We start from the raw sequence: 19855 nt of genomic DNA on the forward strand, positions 1-19855 counted from the left end.
GCACAAAACAGTAGGGTGCTCCTGCTACTAGGAACCAAATGGTGTGGAAAGTTAATGAAAAAGTAGGGTACTCAGTAGGCAGTTTGCGATGTCATCACTTTAATATATTCCGTAAAAAAGCCAGCTCAATGGATAAGCTGACCTTAGTAATACAAACTAAGCGTGATTACCTATTAATAGACTAAGCGAAAACCTATTTAAGACCTTTACAATTGGCATAGTAACTCACTGTAGCGGGCCAATCTGAGAAAATACCTTGGACACCAACGTCCTGCGCTAGTACATCAATATAATTCATCATATCACCATCATTGTTAATAGCATCACCAAGACCGCTATAGTACCAATCGCCACCATCGGCTAATGGCCCTGAACGCTCTATCGACCACGTAATGATTTTTAGACCATTGGCTTTGGCTTGTTTTGCGTATTCTGATGGTTGCATATGTCCTTTACCATCAGTAGTGATTAACAACCAAAGTGCTGGGGCAATGGTGTTGATACCACGTGCTTTGATATCAGCCAATGAGTGCTTCCATGTGCTTGCGTCATCTTTATCAAATGTTTTATCGTCAGCGGTCTCATTGCTGTCATCAATAAGATAGACGGCATTAGCCCCATAAGCGGGCTCGTTTTTGATCCAGTAATCCAAATCTTCTATATTGAATGACTGGGTAAATACATCGCTTGCCGGTACATCTGCTGCCTTATAGGTATCTATGAGCTGTTGGCGATAATCGTTCAAACGATAGCCATTAAACGGCATGGTCACTGCAGGTGCTTTTAGCTCAGGCGTGTGCTTCATACCTAGCTTACGAGCCAATGCGATATGCTCTTTCAGGGTTAACACTTTGCCGTTTTGCGAGTACAAATCCGTTCGCCAAGGTGCAGTCGCATTCATATATTCGCTAATACTGGTTGCTTTTTTATTGGCAGCATCCATTTTACCCGTCAAGGTTTTAAACTGAGCGGCACTAATATCTGAGGTGCGGCATTCGATACTATCGGCATTGGTAAGTTTGCCTTTAGCATCCAATATAGGCGGTACAGTGCATTGCTTGGCGAGCGGCGTGGTTAAAATATTAGTCGTGGTGTGTAAATCGTTTTGGGCATGACGACAGACAAGCTCACCGTCATTGGTAAAAGCGACATCACATTCTAAGATGCCAGCGCCCATTTGTGCTGACGCCACGTAGCTATCATAAGTATGTTCAGGTAGCTGTAATGGCGCACCTCGATGCGCAATAGAGAAGTCTGTCTTACTTGGCAGTTGTCCTTTACATGCCTGTAGCTCTTCTTTTAAAGGTCCCTCGTCCATATCATTGATCAGATAAAACGGACGCACTCCATAGGTATATGCGACAGGTGAGGGCGATTGTGGCTGTGACTGTGACTGAGGCTGCGCTGTCGATAAAGGCGCTTTTGATATGAGCATTGAGCGGCTATCAGTAGTGCAGCCTACTATCAGTAATGAGGTGATCAGCGTTAAAGGTAAGGCAAAATTTATATTATTAACTTTAGCCAGCGTGTGCTTACTCAGCTCAAGCGCTGATTTATTAGAAATTGTCATGTAAAATGTTCCTGCAAAATTATAAAAAATCCCATCGGACGTAGAGATAGGAATTAAAAGATTAACGTTTGACTATTGGTTGCTACTTGCTAAAAGTAGCTAGAGGTCATGACGTACTTGATGTCCACATTTCTGCTATTGTCCGTTTGGTACCTCACTATTGACCATATTCTCAAACTAACAGATGATATTGACCATATAATGACACATACATTATTTTGGCAAAAAACATAGAGATGCTTAAGGCATATCTCATTACATTATTAAGGATAACCATGAGTAACTATTTAGATGCCGTCGTCGTTGAGCATAATCCTTCTCAAAAAAAGATAGGTCGCGCGGTGATTTGGCTACACGGTCTAGGTGCTAGCGGTCATGATTTTGAGCCAGTGGTACCGCAGCTTGGGTTGGCTGATGATATGGCAGTACGTTTTATCTTCCCGCATGCACCCAAACGCCCAGTCACAGTAAATGGTGGCATGGTGATGCCAGCATGGTACGACATTATAGAGATGAGCCTAGAGCGAAAAGTAGATGTGGCACAAATTGAAGAGTCTGCGCAGCAGATACAAGATTTGATTAGCCGTGAGATGGAGCGCGGCGTATCACCAGAGCACATCGTTATTGCAGGATTTTCGCAGGGCGGGGCAGTGGCATATCATGTGGCACTTGGTTACCCAAAACGCTTAGCAGGATTAATGACCCTCTCTACTTACTTAGCGACCAATGATAATATTGATTATAGTGCTGCCAACAAAGACATGCCGATTTTGATTGAGCATGGTACGCATGATCCAGTCGTGCCTGTCATCCTAGGTGAGCAAGCCCAGCAGCTATTATCAGCAAAAGACTACAATGTGTCTTACAATACGTATCCGATGGCGCATCAGGTTTGTATGCCGCAGATCCAAAATATTGGCAAATGGTTAAATACCGTTTTGGCGTAAATTATTAAGCTGTAACGTAATGTAATGCAAGTCTACTATAGGTTGAAAACTTGCCTGATTTTCCTATATAATAAGCGACCTTATTGGGGATGTTCTGGCTTCGACGCTGGTGATGAAACTCAATGATGCATGTCGAGAGTGTATGTCCTCTCGTTAATCAAACATATATTGTTATAGTCGCAAACGACGAAACTTACGCTCTAGCAGCTTAAACCCTGCTTACTTAGTTGCTGATCACCTACAGTTGGTTAACTAAGTTGAAGCGTCCGCATGTAGGCTCGCCACAAGGGATTGTCTCAATCGCTTGGGTTCAAAAGTAGAGAATCGTCCAATCCATCCTGACTGTCGGATCGGTGCGGATTAAATTTAAAGACAGAAACTAAACATGTAGATTCATGAGCGTAATGCTGGCGGACGCGGGTTCAACTCCCGCCATCTCCACCAAACAACTATAAAGGGCTGACCGTCATAGACTGTCAGCCCTTTATTTTGCGTGTTTTTTGACTTTTTCTTATATTATAAAGAGAGGGCTAACATATAGGATATTGGGGTTTTTGAAACTTTTCCCGCTGTTCAATACTAACAAACGATATCTAAATGCCCTTGACCTATATCACGTTACGTAGCATAGATTTCACCACGAAATATCTCATGCTTATTAGCTAAAACATTACTTAAGGCAGGCTAGAATTGCTCTTCAGTATGTCTGTTTGTAACCTCTAAGTCTAAAAAATATATTGCAGAAAGTGAATTTATCTGTAAAGTATGAAAATAACAGACTAAACATGAGGAGTTAGACATGCTTATCGAACTACAGGGTAGTAGATTGACTCAGGAAATATTAGAGCGGGATGATGGTCAGGTATGGTGTGCTGTGAGCAATGTCAGTGATGATCATGCTATGACAGCCATTGATAATGGTTATTACGAATTATTAGTGTCTATCGTGTCTTTGGGTGATGATGGCTTTGTTTGTGATCAAGGTAATGTATGGCAATGCGCTGTACCAGTCAAAAAAGTCGAGCTTACTCAGGATGAAGTAGGACTTTAATTAATATAATTTGAGGTGGTTGGTAATCGGTCAATATAGGATAGTTTGATTGTTGACGCTGAATAGTAGCGTTTATTGGGTAACTGTACAACAAAAATAGTAACGCCAACATGATATGCAAATATCAGTACCCGTATTGCAGCACCATGATTCATTATTAACAATCAAAGTCTTAAAGGTGGTCAAGCGATTGCTCTTATAGTTCTGATTGTTTGCCTGAAGAATTCTCTTCATTGTAGGAGGCAGTGGTATGGATGGTGGAATGGTGGGGAGTGCATTAACGCGCTCAATGCTTGAAAATGGGCATCAAGAAATATGGTGTGCTGTGAGTGACGTGAGCGATGAAGATGCTATGAAAGATCAAGTAGGGAACGACTTTACAGCGTGTATCGTAGATTTTAGGGATGGGCAGTTTTATTGCACTGCAGATAATGGTTGGTCTCATGCAGTACCAATTGAGGTACGTGCACTAACGCAAAGTGAAGTTGGTTTTTAAAAAAACTTATCAAAGTATTTAGGGCGTATCCCTGGTTCTTGCTACCCCACCAAACAAAAAAACCGATCACTTAATTTGATCGGTTTTTTTGCATTATGTGGTATTGCTCAAAGTACCTAAGAAATTTGATGAATTTAGTGTCATTTAACGATTTTCTATTGATGATTAATGTAGCTAACGGTTTGGTAAAACGGTAGGAAAGGAAAAATAGAGTATCAGCAGCGATATATAAATAATGAACAGCCGTTTATTTTAATTGATGGCGATCATAATATTAGCTTGTCTTGACACACAATTCTGATTATTCTTAATTGTGGTTTATTTTTAGTATTAGAGGATACGTTAATAAAAATAAGCGGACTTTCAAACAACGACAGGGAATGTACTATGTTAGGAAAAATGATGTATCAGCCATTGCTGATCAGTGGTCTAATCGCACACGCTGCCCGCTATCACGGTGATACGGCAGTTTTGTCCAAAGAAGTCGATGGACAAATGACTCATACTAATTGGCTTACGATTTCGAATAACTCGAAACGGTTGGCCAACGCGTTGGCTGCACTGGGACTTAAATCATCAGAGCGCTTAGCCACATTGGCTTGGAACAATCGCCGCCACTTAGAAGCTTGGTATGCGATTTCAGGCAGTGGTATGGTTTGCCATACCATTAATCCACGTTTATTTCCTGAGCAGCTTAGCTACATTATCAATGATGCTGATGACCGCGTGCTATTTTTTGATGTCACATTCCTACCGCTTATTATGGCGATTAAAGAAGATATTAAAGGGATTGAGCACTTTATTTGCTTGAGCGCTCGAGAGGATAGTATTGTCGCAAAACTGCCTGAGGTATTATTTTTTGATGAGTTATTAGCGGAGCATAATGCTGACTTTGATTGGCCTCAGTTTGATGAAGCAACTGCCAGCTCGTTGTGCTATACCTCAGGCACGACAGGCAATCCTAAAGGGATTTTATACACGCACCGCTCTTCTGTGCTTCATGCGATGGCATTGTGCATGCCGGATGTGTCGGGATTATCTGCGCAAGACGTCCTACTCCCTGTGGTACCGATGTTCCATGTTAACGCGTGGGGTACCCCTTATGCGGCTGCATTAACTGGCTGCTCTCTGATACTCCCAGGTCCCAATCTAGATGGTGATAACCTAGTTTCTCTCATCGATGATTATAAGGTGACGGTCGCTTTAGGTGTTCCGACGATTTGGCAAAGCCTATTGACTGTCGCTAAAGCCAGAGGCAGTAAGCTTGATAGTATGACGCGGACCATTGTCGGTGGCGCCGCTTGTCCACCATCAGTGATTAAAACGTTTAGAGAAGATTTTAATTGCGATGCGGTACACGGCTGGGGTATGACGGAGACCAGTCCACTTGGAACGATGAATCAAATAAAGGCTAAGCATAAATTGCTGAGTAGGGATGAGATTAACGAATTACGTAATTCTCAAGGTCGTCCACCCTATGGCGTGCAGTTACGCCTCATAGATACTGATGAGCCGCTTAAAAAAGTCAAAGAAGATGGAGTCTCTCAGGGCCGCTTGCAGATTAAAGGTCACTGGATTATCAATGATTATTATACAGAGAATCCTGATGCTATTACGGAAGATGGCTGGTTTGACACGGGTGATATTGCAACCATTGATGCTGATGGCTATATGAATATTCGTGACCGATCAAAAGATCTAATTAAGTCTGGTGGAGAGTGGATCTCCTCAGTAGAGCTTGAAAATATTGCGGCGGCACACCCCCAGATAAAAATGGCGGCTGCTATCGCGGCAAAACACAAAAAATGGGGAGAACGTCCAGTACTGATTGTGGTAAAAGAAGAGAATGCAGAACTCGATGAGTCACAAGTGCTAAGTTTTTATGAAGATAAAATTGCTAGCTGGCAGATACCTGACAAAGTTATTTTTGTAGAGAACATCGTACTGAACGGTGCTGGAAAAATGGTGAAAAAAGATTTGCGTGATGACTATGGCGATGTATTGTTGGACATGTGATGGTATGTTTGTAAAATAGTGTGTATTCTAAACGCCCCTGATATGCGTTGAAAGTCGACATGTATCAGAATTACAAGCGATAATAAATAGAGCAGGATAATATAGAACGCCAGATACAACAAAGCCCCTGATATCAGGGGCTTTAGCTGTTCTATAAGATAGTATAGGACTATGTAATGGTACCCGGAGCCGGACTTGAACCGGCACGCTATTGCTAGCGAGGGATTTTAAATCCCTTGTGTCTACCAATTTCACCACCCGGGCAAAACTTGTATTATCTAAATTGTAAGCTAGCTGATAGACCATCTAGTTACTAGATAAGTGGTCGCTATTATAATCGGTTGAGATAATAATGCAAGCCAAAATTAACGTAAAGTTAATAAATAATTGGAGGCTGGAGTCGGAATCGAACCGGCGTTAACGGAGTTGCAGTCCGCTGCATGACCACTCTGCCATCCAGCCAATCAAGGTGGACTATATTAGCAAAAATATGCCAAATTACAAGTCATTTTTTATGCAAAGAAGCGTTATTTTTGACTAATATATATTTACCTTTTATTTTCAATTGGTTAGGTTGTTACTAATTTAGTTGTAATTAGAGAATAAAAGGGCAAAGGAGTATTGAACATCAAATGTTAACCTGATGAGCACTCTTTATCGTTACCTTTGGTCTTTTTGGTATTGTTTGTATCTATGGATGATCAGACCTGCGAGTAGTAAGTGACCCGGTTGTTACGCAAAAATCCTGCTAACCCAAGACCATAGCGTTCAGCAACACGCACCGCGGTACTGGTCGGCGCTGACATTCCAACGAGCCAAGGAATGTGGCTCCGAATAGATTTTTGTACCAATTCAATCGATAATCGTGAGGTCATAAGTACGCAATCAACCTCTGCTTTTTGTCGCAGTTGCCAACCGATTAATTTATCAAGCGCATTGTGGCGCCCCACGTCCTCAAATAAGTATAGCTGCTGATTGTACATCGTTGCTGCTGCATGCACAGCGCCTGTTAGTTGATGTGTGTGCTGTGCGGCATCTACTTGTTGACGTAGTACTAATAGATAGTCAAGGCTCGGCACGGGTGCCTTATAGCTATGCATGTTTGCTTGTGAGTAGTGGCTCAAGTCGGGCAATGCCTGTGTCAGGCCAGTGATACCGCACATGCCGCAACCTGTACGCCCCGCCAGTTGACGCTTTTGTGCTTGGATACGCTGATGGCAACGCTGGCTTAAGATCAGCTCTACGATATAAATATCATAATCCTGAAATTGTTGTAAGCTTTGCTCAAATGATGATGGTTCAAAATCTTCGTCTCTTGAAGCCTGAGCAAACTTTTGGTAGCTATCAATATCCGTAAGGTGAGTCACTTCCCAATCGAGTAACTCGTGACTGTGCTGAATCAAGCCCTCGCTAAATAAGAAGCCAATAGCCAAGTACTCTAGTTGGTAAGGGCTGGCCATCAGTATCGCATAATGAATCCCATTGATGATAATTGACACCGCTGCTTCTACTGCCAAACTGGTAGTTTGAGGTTCAATATAGCTTTGAGGTATATCGGCTGTATGAACCTTGTCCGATGGATAATAATGCTTCTGTGCTAAATGTTTGCGAGCGAGCATTGTCTCGGCTGCGCCGTTATCATTATCCTCAAATTTTCCAGTCATAACCACTTTAGTTTCAGCTGTATCATTAATCATAGCAGTAGTGCTAGGTGACTCACTTTTCTCGACGCTATCTTCAATTATCATAGTCATTTACGCAGGCTCAGCTATTCGAGCACCTGCATTGACGCGCTCCAAAGTAACGGTCGTCGACTTGTACGCTGGAATATGAGAGTCTGGCGCATGTGTGTCCAAATCAAACAGATCGTTGCATTCAGGATAGTAAGCAGCAACTGCATTAGAGGCAATGTCCATCTCTGTTAATATTAATGGACCTAGTATGCGTGGTTGTCCTGAACTGTCTTTAGCGCGTTGGCGAGCCACCATAATATGGTCACCTTTTTGCCAGCCTAGGCGGCTGATTTCATCTGGATGCATAAACAACACATCGCGGCGATTAGTCTGGCGATAACGGTCTCTAAACCCAAATATCATGGTATTAAATTGATCGTGACTACGGACGCTGGTCAATTGCCAAACCTTTTGCGTTACGTTTTGCGTTGTATTCTCGTCATCAATGCCTTGCGCATCTGCCATTTGGGCTGCAACGTACGTAATGGGGTATTGTGGTACTTCAAACTGCGCTTTGCCGCTCTCAGTATTCCATACACGGTGACGCGCCGCGTGATACAAATGAAAACCACGTTCCGAATGGCGAATGCGCTGATTAAAGTCTTCAAAACCGTTAATAGCTTGAGCGATATAGTCTCGAATAAGGTCAAAATCTTCACTCATTGCAAGCCAAGGAATAGAGGAGTCGGCGCCGAGCACATGAACCGCAATATCCGCTACGATTTGAGCTTCAGATTTCAAAGTATCACTAACAGGTTTGAGCTTGCCTTGAGTCGGAACGATTTGGCACATTGAGTCTTCGATCGTTGCAAACTGTTCACCCTTTGTCGTTACAATACGTTCAGTACGGCCTAAGCAGGGCAGGATCAAATTATTAGCACCGGGGTATAGCATCGTCTCATTGAGCTTGGTACCGACAAATATATTGAGCTGAGTGGTGGTCAGTGCTTGTTCTATAGCGCTCGTATCAGGGGCTGCTACCGCGTAATTACCGCCCATACCCATAAAGACTTTTAGTTGACCCGCGATAAGTGCTTTGGCACCTGTAACGACGTCGTAGCCATGCTCTTGCGGCATAGGGCGCTCAAAGACACGCTCAAGACTGTCCAGCAGGCTCTTGCTAGGGCGCTCATGAATACCCATAGTACGATCGCCCTGAACGTTAGAGTGACCACGAACGGGAGAGGCACCTGCACCATCAATACCGATCATGCCCATTAGTAGCAGTAAATTGGTAATCATTGCGACATTGTCATCGCCTTGCACGTGCTGGGTGATACCCATGCCCCAAGTACAAATCGTCGCTGGGCTATCAGCAACTAATTTAGCGAGATTGATAATATCTGTTTGAGGGATACCGCATCCAAGCGTGATATCTTCCCAAGTTTGCGCTGTTAGCCATTGTTTTAGCGGTTTAAAACCTGAGGTATGAGTGGTGATAAAGTAATGGTTGATTTTATCGTTTTCAATCAGCCATTTGGCAATGCCCGTTAATAGTGCGGCATCCCCGCCAATTTGGATTTGAATGACATCATCAACCATATCATCACTTTGACCCGCGGCCATATGCGTTGGTTTTTGCGGATTTCTAAATTTACTCAAGCCTTGTTCACGCATCGGATTGATCGAGATGATTCGACAGCCTTGCTCATGCGCGTGTGCAAGCATCTCCAGCATTCTTGGATGATTAGTTGCTGGGTTTTGTCCAAACATTAATATCAGCTTGGCTTGCTCAAAGTCTTCTAGCATGACCGTTGCTTTACCAATACCCAACTGTTTGCTAAGCATGACGGACGTTGGTTCATGACACATATTAGAGCAATCTGGCAAATTATTGGTACCAAAACAGCGTACAAATAACTGATATAAGAAGGCAGGCTCGTTGGTCACGCGCCCTGATGTATAAAATAGTGCTTCATCTGGTGAACCAAGCTGTCTCAACTGCTCAGCGATCAAGCTGTAAGCCGCTTCCCATGGAATAGGAACATAACGATCTTGCGCGGCATCGTAATACATCGGCTCTGATAAACGACCACTATGTTCAAGCTCGTAACCAGACCATTCTTGTAGCTCGGTGACGGTATGTCTGGCAAAAAAATCGGCATCTGCTTTGTGCGTCATGGTCTCGCTAGCAATGACTTTTATACCGTTTTCACAGACATCGATGGATTTGTGCGATTTATGGTCGGGCCATGCACAACCGGGGCAGTCAAATCCGCCCTGAGGTTGATTGCTTTTGAATACACTTAGGCCGCCCCGTAGAAATGTCTGATAATCCATCAGCTTTTGAGTCGAAGAGATCAGCGCAGGCCAACCAGCAGCAGGGTGGGAATAAATAGGAATTTTGCGCATGACAGACCTCATAGATAGATGACAATAGTGAAGCATTGATAAACAACAACTATATAATGGTCAACAGAAACTTCATATCATCATTAACTATAGATAACAAAAAACCTTCAAGAAAAATCAATTTTCCTAAAGGTTTCAAAAGTAGCTAAAACAGTTATATCTGCTACGTAATATTCATAAGTTGAAAGGTTTTAGCTTAAAATTAAACTGTCGTCTTCGACCTTTTCGCCGCGTGTTTGCTCAAACATATCTAACAAATCGTGTACGGTCATGCCTTTACGAATATCTCCAGACACATCCAAGACCACTTGTCCTTGGTGTAGCATCACGGTGCGCGTACCATGTGCCAATGCTTGTTGCATAGAATGCGTCACCATCATAGTGGTGAGCTTATTATCTGTGACAATTTTATCTGTCAATTCTAAGACAAAGGCTGCGGTTTTTGGATCTAAGGCAGCTGTATGCTCATCGAGTAGTAGAATCTTAGATGGCTGTAACGATGCCATCAGAAGGCTCACGGCTTGACGTTGACCACCAGAGAGTAGACCCATACGGTCTGTCAGGCGATTCTCTAGTCCCAGTTTTAATACAGATAGCTTTTCGCGGAACAAGTCACGGTTGTTTTGATTTAGTGCAAACTTCAAACCGCGCTTGCCGCCACGTTTATAGGCCAGTGCCATGTTTTCTTCGATCGTCAGCGCTTCACAAGTACCCGCCATTGGATCCTGAAAAACACGAGCAACCCAGTGCGCACGTTGATGGGCAGATTTTTTGGTGACATCAATACCATTTAGCAAGATTGAGCCACTATCGACGCGCGTGGTACCACTGACTGCGTTCAAAAAAGTCGATTTACCTGCACCATTGGTACCAATAACGGTGACAAATTCACCATCAGCGATATTCAAACTGATACCACGTAAGGCAGGGTTTTCGATAGGTGTGCCTGGATTAAAGGTCAACTGTAAATCGGTGGCTTGCATCATAATCGTTATTCCTTATTATCTCTTCAAGCAAAGCAAGTGCTGTTGACACTTGCTTAAACTGTCATTAGGCGCGAACTTTGCGTGATAAAAACTTCGTTTTCGCTTTTGGTAAAACCAAAGCCAGTACCACGAGTAACGCGGTAATTAAGTTCAAATCTTGCGGACCGAAGCCGATACTACGCAGCGTATCGCTCGATAGTGCGACCTGAATAAACAGCTTGTACAATACTGCACCGACCACAACGGCAAAGGTAATTAGCCAAATACGCTTGGCAGGAATGATGGTCTCACCAATGATGACTGCTGCGAGACCGATGACGATGGTACCGATACCGATAGAGATATCAGCGCCGCCTTGGGTCTGGACAAATAGTGCACCTGCCAAGGCAATCAAACCGTTAGAGATCGCCATACCGATAATGGTCATCCATGAGGTATTAATACCTTGCGCTTGTGCCATTCTCAAATTTGAGCCCGTAGCACGCATGGATAAACCGGTTTCGGTACTATAAAACCAGTTTAAAAATATCATAGCAATCGCCACGACGACACCGATAATCAGACAGCGCATCCAATAGCCATTGCCATTAGTCACTAAGGTACTAAATACCGTCGTTTCACCAAGTAGCGGTAGGTTTGGGGCGCCCATGATACGTAGGTTGACAGAATATAGGGCAACCATCACCAAGATACTGGCAAGCAACTGTAGGATACCAAGTTTGACGTGCAGCCACGCAGTAATGATACCAGCGACTGACCCTGCTAGCATACCAAAAGCACAGGCAAGCCATGGATTGACACCGGCAACGATAGAGATGCCAGCGACCGCGCCGCCCAACGGAAAGCTACCGTCAGCCGTCAAGTCAGGGAAGTCAAGCGTACGAAATGAGATCAGCACACCAAGTGCGACGAGGCCATAGATCAGACCACTTTCAAGCGCACCAAAAAAAGCAATTAAAGACATAAGAGATCAGTAAGTCATAACCCAGTGTCTAGCGTATGGAACCAAGATAGGTGAGTGGCAAGCGCCAAAACCATCTAAATGCTAAACAGCTAAGCGGTGAATTTAACAGATTAAGCAATCTGCGGTTAGGGTAAACCAAAAGAGGTCACGATTAACAACGATCATAAGTTACCTTGGTTTAAAGCTATAGTTCGAGCCATGGCAATATTTAATGCAATAAAAATGTATTTTACTTAACAAGTAGCAGATAAGCCACAAGCTAACTACAGCAATATAAGCAATATATGAAACAAGCTATTTAAATAGATTCTGCTGAAACAAGAAGCCCAGCTTACTGACTCATAGCTGGGTTTCTTGTCAAACGTCTGGTATCACAGCGCAAGATTGCGATCAATCACTGATTGATATGGCTATCTTGCTTACGGCTACTATTTTAAGCCAAATACAAAGGTGCGTTATTCTACCACTTCTTTTGCTTTATCGATAACCGCTTGTGGCAAAGTGATGCCTTCTTCTTGAGCATGTTTTGGGCTGACATATAGGTTAAGCGCTTGTGGGGTATAAACAGGGATAGCGCCTGCTTTTTCACCATTCAAGATACGAACAACAATTTTGCCCGTTTCACGGCCAAGCTCGTAGTAGTCTACACCTAGTGCCGCAACCGCACCGCGCTCAACTGAGCTCGTGTCTGATGCGATAAGAGGAATCTTACTTTCTTTAGCAATTTGATAGAGTGACTCGTAAGCGGATACCACGTTGTTATCAGTCGACGTATAGATCATGTCGACTTTGCCTTCAAGACTACGGGCTGCCATCGCGATGTCATTACTACGCTGTGCTGGTGCTTCTAATACATTGATGCCGAGCGGTGTCAATTTCTCTTTTAGATTTTGTAAGATAATCGTTGAGTTGACTTCACCTGGGCTATAGACATAACCGACATTCTTTAATGATGGAATGATTTGACGCATCAAGTCGATTTGTGGCTCGTACGGTAGCGCATCTGATGCGCCTGTAACATTGGTGCCAGAACCATCTAACTTAGGTACCAGTTTGGCTGCTACCGGATCGGTAACCGCAGAGAATACCAATGGAATGCTGCTAGTAGAAGCGGCAACAGACTGTGCAGATGGTGTTGCGATAGCGACGATAACATCTGGCGCATCAGCGACGAATTGCTTAGCAATCTGTCCTGCTGTCGCTGTATTGCCCTGCGCGCTTTGGAAGTTGACGGTTAGGTTTTCACCGTCTTTGAATCCTGCTTCGTTTAATTCGTCGATCACGCCTTTGCGTACATCATCAAGTGCTGGATGTTCAACGATAGCAGTGATAGCAACAGTTTTCATTTCGGTGGCAGTATCGCCAGTAGCCGCAGTATCAGTCGTGCTGGTATCTTGGGCTGATTGATTACAACCCGTTAAGATAGCAGCAGTGCATACACCGCCTAGTAGTAACGCTTTGCCAAAATTAAAACGATTTTGATACAACATGGTTCTGACTCCTAAAAGTAATAATGTGTCCGTACATTATTAATAAATGGGTAAAAGGGTAAAGCGAGCCACTTATGATGGCTACAGGTTATTTTTCAATATTACTATTCAGTACTATTTATTTTATTCGTGCTATTTGTTATCAGTGCTTTGCGCTTGTTCATCAACATTGATGCCATTTTTTAGTAACTCTGCTGGCAAATTAATGCCTTGCGTTTTGGCGTGCTTAGGACTGATATATAAGGTTAGATCGTTCATGACGGCAGGTTCAATGGTATTGATCGCCTCGCCATTTAATACGCGATATACCATTTTGCCAGTGGTACGACCAAAGTCATAATCATTAACGCCAAGAGCAGCAGTCGCGCCGCGCTTCACACTGAACTCATCCGACGCAACAATGGGTAATTTTAATTCATTCGCGGCTTGGGTCATGGCCTCAAAAGCAGAAGCGACATTATTGTCAAATGAGGTGTAGATGATATCTGCGCGTCCTTGCAAGCTACGTGTTGCCATGCCGATATCGGTTGGACGATTGGCAGGAATATCTAACAATGTCAGACCTCTTGCTGGCAGGGCTTGTTTTAGACTATCACGCAATGACACTGAGTTTGCTTCGCCTGGGCTGTAAACGTAGCCGATCGTTTTCATATCGGGCTTTATTTGCTGCAATAAATCTAATTGCGGCTCTAGAGGTAGCTGACTCGATAATCCTGTCAAATTGCTTTGAAAGGGCTTGCCATCTTCGGTAATAAGCTTGGCACCCAGCGGGTCTGACACAGCAGTATAGATAATAGGAATCGTAGTAGTAGCCGCGACAATTGACTGGGCCGATGGCGTCGAGATAGCGACGATGGCGTCCGGATTGTCTCCTGCAAACTGCTTAGCAATCTGTCCTGCTGTCGCTGTATTGCCCTGTGCACTTTGGAAGTTGACCGTTAGGTTTTGGCCTTCGACATAACCATTGTCTGCCAGCTCATCAATAATACCGCGGCGCATATCATCCAATGATGGATGCTCAACGATTTGGGTAATCGCAATAGATTTGGCAGGTTTTTCTGCATCTGCAGCAGCGCTATTTTCAGTAGTGGCTGCTGTGTCAGTAGATGAGTTCGAGCAGCTGATGAGGCCAAGTGTGCTAATGGCACTAAGAGCAAAGCCATATAGGCTTAAGCGTAGAGTAGAAGCAATAGTCATTATTAGGATAACTCATAGGTTATATCAATCATAAAAACCAAGTGAGTACTGCCAGATTTATCAAGCCTGCTAATAGCAATGCTCAAAGGATCTGTTTGGTTCTCTTTGGTTTTAAAAAAGATATTGGAGAATGCAGATTAGCCGAGTCAATGCTATGTTGATGCCAAAATAGCAGGCTAACCATTAAATAAAGTAATCGTTCCGTCGATTATTATGTTCATATTATGACAGTAATGTAAGTTATCGCAATAAAAAATTAAAGCGCGTTCGTCATAGGCGCAATTAAGAGGTACATTGATGGGTAGCGCAAGGGTTTATTTTAAAAAGATAATCATAAAATAGTGCTTTTTAGATGGCTTTATATTTAATAAAACGATAATAAAAAAGGGTACACACTAGCAACGCATCTATTACGAACCGACCTCATAATTAACGTAAGCTAATGTTTATATAAAAGTTTTTTATATGAGAAGTAGAGTACGTCGAAAATCCATATCATTACTATGTTGACGTATTGAATATACAACGCACTTGAACATCTCATTCGCATATTTTAAGGATAACATTATGAATACGGCTAATTTGAAGTTACTAACCATCGCTGGTATTACGGCAAGCTCATTGATTTGCCTGCCTGCTATGGCAAAAGACAATCATGGAAACGGCTACGGAAAAGATAAGAGTAAGGGCGCTTATATCAGTCAAGATTATAAGCATAGTGGCAATGCCCACCCTAATATTAATGCGTATCGCAATGCTAGCCCAAATGCCTCGTTCAAGCGCGATCTTGATAAATACGGTTATAGAGTAGTCGGCAAGATTGATAGAAGAGATTATGATCGTTCTGTCATTTTAGACCGTTATGATGACCGCTACGAGCGTATCCGTACGCCAGACGATAAGATTGTGACAGTGATTAATAATACGTTGGAAATTATTGATGTTTTGAGTAGATAACAGCGCACTTTAATCTTTTAAGTCAGCCATAAAAAAACGGTCTATTTAGACCGTTTTTTTTCTTTCTTTAGTTGTTACTTACATCATTACTTAAGTTAACGTTACTTATTAACGTTCCTATGCGAGCACATCACCAATGACACAGTTATCAGGTAGAGTAACGACCGTTAGCTGAGTTTTTGGATTGCCTGTTGATAATACCATGCCTTCTGATACGCCAAATTTCATTTTACGCGGGGCAAGGTTGGTCACGCAAATGACTTTCTTACCCGTCAGTTGCTCAGGCTCATAGAACTTACGAATACCGCTAAATACATTACGTGGTTTGTCTTCGCCAACATCCAGTGTGAACTGCAGTAGCTTGTCCGCGCCTTCTACGTGATTGCACTCTAAAACGTGTGCGACTTTCATCTCGACTTTGGCAAAGTCTTCGATACCAATATAATCCGTTTGCTCAGCATCTGTGTTCATTTCTGCTGACGCTTCGTTTTTAGCAGCAGATTTACTGTCTGTAGTCGCGGTAGGTGCATCGGCTTGAGTTAATGATGCTTTTGAGTCTTCTACCATGGCTTCGATATCTTTTTCTTCGATACGTTGCATCAGCGGTTTGAATTTATTGATTTTATGACCTAGCAACCACTCATTACGACTGGCAAAGCTTAAATCATCAACATTCAAAAACTCTTTCGCATTTGCTGTCAGTTCAGGCAATACTGGCGCCAGATAGACCATCAATTGACGGAAGATGTTGATAGCGACCGAGCAGACGTCTTGAACTTCTTTTTCAGTGCCTTCCAATTTCGCTAGCGACCATGGCTTTTTGGCATCGATATATTCGTTAGCTTTGTCCGCACACTGCATGATGAGGCGCATAGCACGTGAGAATTCACGATTCTCATAGGCAGCTGCAATCTCATCGCCCGTTTTGGTAATGTCTTCTAATAGGCGCGGTTCAGCGCAAGTTTCAGATAGTATACCGTCGTACTTTTTAACCAAAAATCCTGCACTACGACTGGCGATATTGACGACTTTACCAACCAAGTCAGAGTTGACCTTTTGCATAAAGTCTTCTAAATCTAAGTTGATGTCCTCAACTTTATCAGACAGTTTGCTGGCGAAGTAATAACGTAGGTATTCTGGATGTAAGTGCTCAGCATAAGTCTCGGCCTTGATAAAAGTACCGCGTGACTTACTCATTTTTTCGCCATTGACCATCAAGAAACCATGGGCAAAGACACCTGTTGGGGTACGCAATTCGCTACCTGCTAGCATGGCTGGCCAGAATAGGGCGTGGAAATACACGATGTCTTTACCAATAAAGTGATAAACTTCGGTTTTGTGCTCGTTTTCTTGTGCCCAGTAACGGTCAAAATCAAGTGCCTGGTCTGTTCCCGCACGCTTATCACATAGGTTTTTAAAGCTTGCCATGTAGCCCACTGGCGCATCTAGCCAGACATAAAAATATTTGTCTGGCTCATCGCTTGGGGTATCTGGAATTTGGAAGCCGAAGTAAGGCGCATCGCGCGAGATATCCCAGCTGGTAAGTCCTGCATCAAACCATTCTTGTAGCTTGTTAGCGACTGAGGTTTGCAAGCGATTGTCACTGCGCGTCCAGTCCTGTAAGAACTGCTCAAACTCTGGCAAATCAAAGAAATAATGCTTAGAAGTTTTAAGTACTGGCGTTGCATTAGACAGTGTCGAATGCGGGTCTTTTAGATCCGTTGCATCGTAAGTGGTGCCACATACTTCACAGTTATCGCCGTACTGGTCTGGTGAATCACATTCTGGACAAGTACCTTTGACAAAGCGATCGGCTAAGAATAGTTGCTTTTCAGGATCAAACAGCTGCTCGACATCTTTTGTGCTGATATGACCAGCCTCATTTAGACGACGATAAATCAGCTCAGAGAACTGTTTGTTTTCTTCTGAATGGGTGCTGTGATAATTATCAAAATTGATTAGGAACTTTGAAAAATCTGCTTCGTGTGAGGCTTTGACTGAGGCAATTTGCTCTTCTGGCGTGACGCCATTGGCTTCTGCTTTGAGCATGATTGCCGTACCGTGTGCGTCATCCGCGCAGACATAGGTGACCTGATGGCCTTGCGCTTTCATCGCACGTACCCAAATGTCAGTCTGAATATATTCTACAAGATGCCCCAAATGGATATAGCCATTGGCGTAGGGCAGCGCACTGGTTACTAGAATCTCACGCACAAAATCACCTATATTTTTATATAAACGGGTTAGTTATCGAACATCTTAAGCGGTTCATCGCTCATCGATGCGACATCGCTAATGCTAAAAACTTCTAAAAATAATAAAAATTCAAAAAGTGCGCCTATGATACCGTAATTCAGATAATTTTGTGATATTCCTTAGTAATTACTTCTCATCTGGCAGGCATTTATTAGCCATAAACGATAGGCTTATACCGTATTTGATGGTCATAAACCAGCCATAAAAAACCCACCAAGCATGATGCTAAATGGATTTTTATTTATGTATTACTAGCTTAGGTATTAGTAGCAAATACCGATTAACTTAGAATGAACCAAACATCGTACCCAAGATAATAACAGCAACCACAGCGACCAATGGAATGACCATCGTAACCATTGCCAAGTTCAAATAAGACTGCTTATGGGTCAAACCACAAATCGCTAGCAAGGTGATGACAGCGCCACTGTGTGGAAGCGTATCAAGACCACCTGCCGCCATAACGGCTACGCGGTGCATCAGCTCAGGGTCGATACCCGCATTGACGGCCATTCTTAGATAATCTTCACCCAATGTAGATAGCGCAATACTCAATCCACCAGATGATGAGCCTGTGATACCAGCAAGCGTGGTCATCGCGACGGCTTCTGAGATCAGAGGGTTGTCAGGGGTAAGGTTTAAAATGCTATCACGAATGATAAGGAAACCCGCTAGTGAGGCAATAACTGCACCGTAACCCACTTCTGAAGCGGTATTAAAAATCGGCAACATCGAGTCATAAGTACCACGGTTGATGGTTTTTTGTAGGTTATTCCAATGTCCGATGCGGAGCAGAATTAACACCACACAAGCCACGACCAACGAGATAATAATTGACCATAAACCGAGCGAGCCTGCGACATTTAAGTCTGGGAATTGAGTTTGTAGACTGCTGAAATCTATCGATGGGAATACCACATAGGTCAATATAGCGTTCAAGCCAATGACCAATACGAGTGGAATCATGGCAACGGTGAATGAAGTGTGATGAGTGTTTAATACATCAACTTCTTTTGCAGCCGCTCCAACGCCGCCTACATCCTCTTCATCATGCTGACCATAACCTTCCCCCGCTGCATTTGCTTTTCTGGCGCGTGACTGAAGCCACAACCAACCACAGATAAACATGATCGTACCGCCAATGATACCCAAGATAGGCGCGGCAAATACGTTGGTGTTGTAGTAAGGAATTGGAATCGCATTTTGAATGGCTGGCGTGCCTGGCAATGCAGTCATCGTAAACGTAAATGACCCTAGGGCAATTGCTGCTGGAATCAAACGTTTTGGGATATCGGCTGCTCTAAACAAGTCTTTGGCGATTGGATAAATAGCAAAAGCCACAACGAACAACGAGACGCCGCCATAAGTCAAAATGGCACAGACCAAAATCACCGCGAGAATGGCTTTGCTGGCACCGAGCTTTTCGACGACGGTATTGGCAATGGCAGTTGCCGCGCCAGAGTCAGCCATCAAACGTCCAAACAGTGCTCCTAGCAAAAATATAGGAAAAAACTTAAGTAAGAACCCACTTAACGCGCCCATAAAAACATCGGTATAAGCGGGGATGGTGTTTAAAAAATCACCTGATAGTAAGACTGCTAGCGTCGCCATAATCGGTGCTAGGATCAGCACAGAGTAACCGCGATAAGCAAAAAACATGAGTAATAATAGGGTAATGACAATAGCTAGCGTACTAAACATGATAGCCCTCCTTGGCAAAATTAAGACAGCGAGTATATCGCGCTTATTAATATAGGTAAGAAATTAATCAAAAAATTCCATTTAATCGATTTTATTAAACATAAATCCAGTTGCGATATTATTGAAGGATAAGAAATGC

The 19855-nt window shown here is 43.2% G+C and carries 14 protein-coding genes, 2 tRNA genes and 1 other RNA gene; 6 read left to right on the plus strand and 11 right to left on the minus strand.

The window, feature by feature from the left end; translation table 11 throughout:
• Positions 1-193: 193 nt before the first annotated feature.
• Entirely contained in the window at positions 194-1570 is a 1377-nt protein-coding gene (locus I3255_RS04600; RefSeq protein ID WP_238037352.1) for a glycerophosphodiester phosphodiesterase family protein, read from the minus strand.
• A gap of 275 nt (positions 1571-1845) precedes the next feature.
• Here I3255_RS04600 and I3255_RS04605 point away from each other — a divergent pair, with 275 nt between their 5' ends.
• The 5 genes from I3255_RS04605 to I3255_RS04625 all read left to right on the plus strand — a co-directional run bounded on the left by I3255_RS04605 (position 1846) and on the right by I3255_RS04625 (position 6080).
• Complete coding sequence (locus tag I3255_RS04605; protein ID WP_238037354.1) at positions 1846-2517, plus strand: dienelactone hydrolase family protein; 672 nt, start codon at positions 1846-1848, stop codon at positions 2515-2517.
• 85 nt (positions 2518-2602) lie between these two features.
• Positions 2603-2961, plus strand: a transfer-messenger RNA (tmRNA) gene (gene ssrA, locus I3255_RS04610).
• Between the two features lie 355 nt (positions 2962-3316).
• A complete protein-coding gene (locus I3255_RS04615) occupies positions 3317-3568 on the plus strand; it encodes a hypothetical protein (RefSeq protein WP_238037355.1) in 252 nt (83 codons plus the stop codon).
• 250 nt (positions 3569-3818) lie between these two features.
• Positions 3819-4064, plus strand: coding sequence for a hypothetical protein (locus I3255_RS04620; RefSeq protein ID WP_238037357.1), 246 nt, complete (start codon positions 3819-3821; stop codon positions 4062-4064).
• A gap of 387 nt (positions 4065-4451) precedes the next feature.
• Positions 4452-6080 carry a long-chain-fatty-acid--CoA ligase gene (locus I3255_RS04625; RefSeq protein ID WP_238037359.1) on the plus strand — a complete coding sequence of 543 codons (1629 nt, stop codon included), beginning with the start codon at positions 4452-4454 and terminating at the stop codon, positions 6078-6080.
• Between the two features lie 177 nt (positions 6081-6257).
• Here the strand turns inward: I3255_RS04625 and I3255_RS04630 are convergent.
• The 8 genes from I3255_RS04630 to I3255_RS04665 all read right to left on the minus strand — a co-directional run bounded on the left by I3255_RS04630 (position 6258) and on the right by I3255_RS04665 (position 14802).
• Positions 6258-6344, minus strand: a tRNA-Leu gene (locus tag I3255_RS04630).
• A 124-nt stretch (positions 6345-6468) separates the two neighbouring features.
• Positions 6469-6542: transfer RNA gene (locus tag I3255_RS04635), tRNA-Cys, on the minus strand.
• Between the two features lie 239 nt (positions 6543-6781).
• Positions 6782-7834 (minus strand): formate dehydrogenase accessory sulfurtransferase FdhD, encoded by a 1053-nt coding sequence (locus I3255_RS04640; RefSeq protein WP_238037361.1) that lies wholly within the window; start codon positions 7832-7834, stop codon positions 6782-6784.
• Complete coding sequence (locus I3255_RS04645) at positions 7835-10165, minus strand: FdhF/YdeP family oxidoreductase (protein WP_238037363.1); 2331 nt, start codon at positions 10163-10165, stop codon at positions 7835-7837.
• Between the two features lie 191 nt (positions 10166-10356).
• Complete coding sequence (locus tag I3255_RS04650) at positions 10357-11151, minus strand: ABC transporter ATP-binding protein (RefSeq protein WP_058024151.1); 795 nt, start codon at positions 11149-11151, stop codon at positions 10357-10359.
• Positions 11152-11215: 64 nt separating this feature from the next.
• A complete protein-coding gene (locus tag I3255_RS04655) occupies positions 11216-12115 on the minus strand; it encodes an ABC transporter permease (protein ID WP_238037365.1) in 900 nt (299 codons plus the stop codon).
• A gap of 455 nt (positions 12116-12570) precedes the next feature.
• Positions 12571-13605 carry an ABC transporter substrate-binding protein gene (locus I3255_RS04660; protein ID WP_238037367.1) on the minus strand — a complete coding sequence of 345 codons (1035 nt, stop codon included), beginning with the start codon at positions 13603-13605 and terminating at the stop codon, positions 12571-12573.
• A 132-nt stretch (positions 13606-13737) separates the two neighbouring features.
• A complete protein-coding gene (locus I3255_RS04665; RefSeq protein ID WP_238037368.1) occupies positions 13738-14802 on the minus strand; it encodes an ABC transporter substrate-binding protein in 1065 nt (354 codons plus the stop codon).
• A 567-nt stretch (positions 14803-15369) separates the two neighbouring features.
• Between I3255_RS04665 and I3255_RS04670 the strand changes: the two genes are divergently transcribed.
• Positions 15370-15759: a hypothetical protein gene (locus I3255_RS04670; protein WP_238037370.1), complete on the plus strand. Its 390-nt coding sequence runs from the start codon at positions 15370-15372 to the stop codon at positions 15757-15759.
• 117 nt (positions 15760-15876) lie between these two features.
• Here I3255_RS04670 and metG read toward each other — a convergent pair whose 3' ends face one another.
• Both metG and I3255_RS04680 read right to left on the minus strand, forming a co-directional pair.
• Entirely contained in the window at positions 15877-17973 is a 2097-nt protein-coding gene (gene metG, locus I3255_RS04675) for a methionine--tRNA ligase (RefSeq protein ID WP_238037371.1), read from the minus strand.
• Between the two features lie 327 nt (positions 17974-18300).
• Positions 18301-19716 carry a GntP family permease gene (locus tag I3255_RS04680; protein ID WP_238037373.1) on the minus strand — a complete coding sequence of 472 codons (1416 nt, stop codon included), beginning with the start codon at positions 19714-19716 and terminating at the stop codon, positions 18301-18303.
• Between the last annotated feature and the right edge of the window lie 139 nt (positions 19717-19855).

This window comes from Psychrobacter sp. Ps6, assembly GCF_022129235.1.
Classification (GTDB): Bacteria; Pseudomonadota; Gammaproteobacteria; order Pseudomonadales; family Moraxellaceae; genus Psychrobacter.

Coding starts and splice junctions, on each gene's coding strand:
- I3255_RS04620 (WP_238037357.1), top strand. CDS start 3,819: ATGGATGGTGGAATGGTGGGGAGTGCATTAACGCGCTCAATGCTTGAA.
- I3255_RS04655 (WP_238037365.1), bottom strand. CDS start 12,115: ATGTCTTTAATTGCTTTTTTTGGTGCGCTTGAAAGTGGTCTGATCTAT.
- I3255_RS04615 (WP_238037355.1), top strand. CDS start 3,317: ATGCTTATCGAACTACAGGGTAGTAGATTGACTCAGGAAATATTAGAG.
- I3255_RS04605 (WP_238037354.1), top strand. CDS start 1,846: ATGAGTAACTATTTAGATGCCGTCGTCGTTGAGCATAATCCTTCTCAA.
- I3255_RS04660 (WP_238037367.1), bottom strand. CDS start 13,605: ATGTTGTATCAAAATCGTTTTAATTTTGGCAAAGCGTTACTACTAGGC.
- I3255_RS04670 (WP_238037370.1), top strand. CDS start 15,370: ATGAATACGGCTAATTTGAAGTTACTAACCATCGCTGGTATTACGGCA.
- I3255_RS04645 (WP_238037363.1), bottom strand. CDS start 10,165: ATGCGCAAAATTCCTATTTATTCCCACCCTGCTGCTGGTTGGCCTGCG.
- I3255_RS04600 (WP_238037352.1), bottom strand. CDS start 1,570: ATGACAATTTCTAATAAATCAGCGCTTGAGCTGAGTAAGCACACGCTG.
- I3255_RS04665 (WP_238037368.1), bottom strand. CDS start 14,802: ATGACTATTGCTTCTACTCTACGCTTAAGCCTATATGGCTTTGCTCTT.
- I3255_RS04650 (WP_058024151.1), bottom strand. CDS start 11,151: ATGATGCAAGCCACCGATTTACAGTTGACCTTTAATCCAGGCACACCT.
- I3255_RS04625 (WP_238037359.1), top strand. CDS start 4,452: ATGTTAGGAAAAATGATGTATCAGCCATTGCTGATCAGTGGTCTAATC.
- I3255_RS04640 (WP_238037361.1), bottom strand. CDS start 7,834: ATGACTATGATAATTGAAGATAGCGTCGAGAAAAGTGAGTCACCTAGC.
- I3255_RS04680 (WP_238037373.1), bottom strand. CDS start 19,716: ATGTTTAGTACGCTAGCTATTGTCATTACCCTATTATTACTCATGTTT.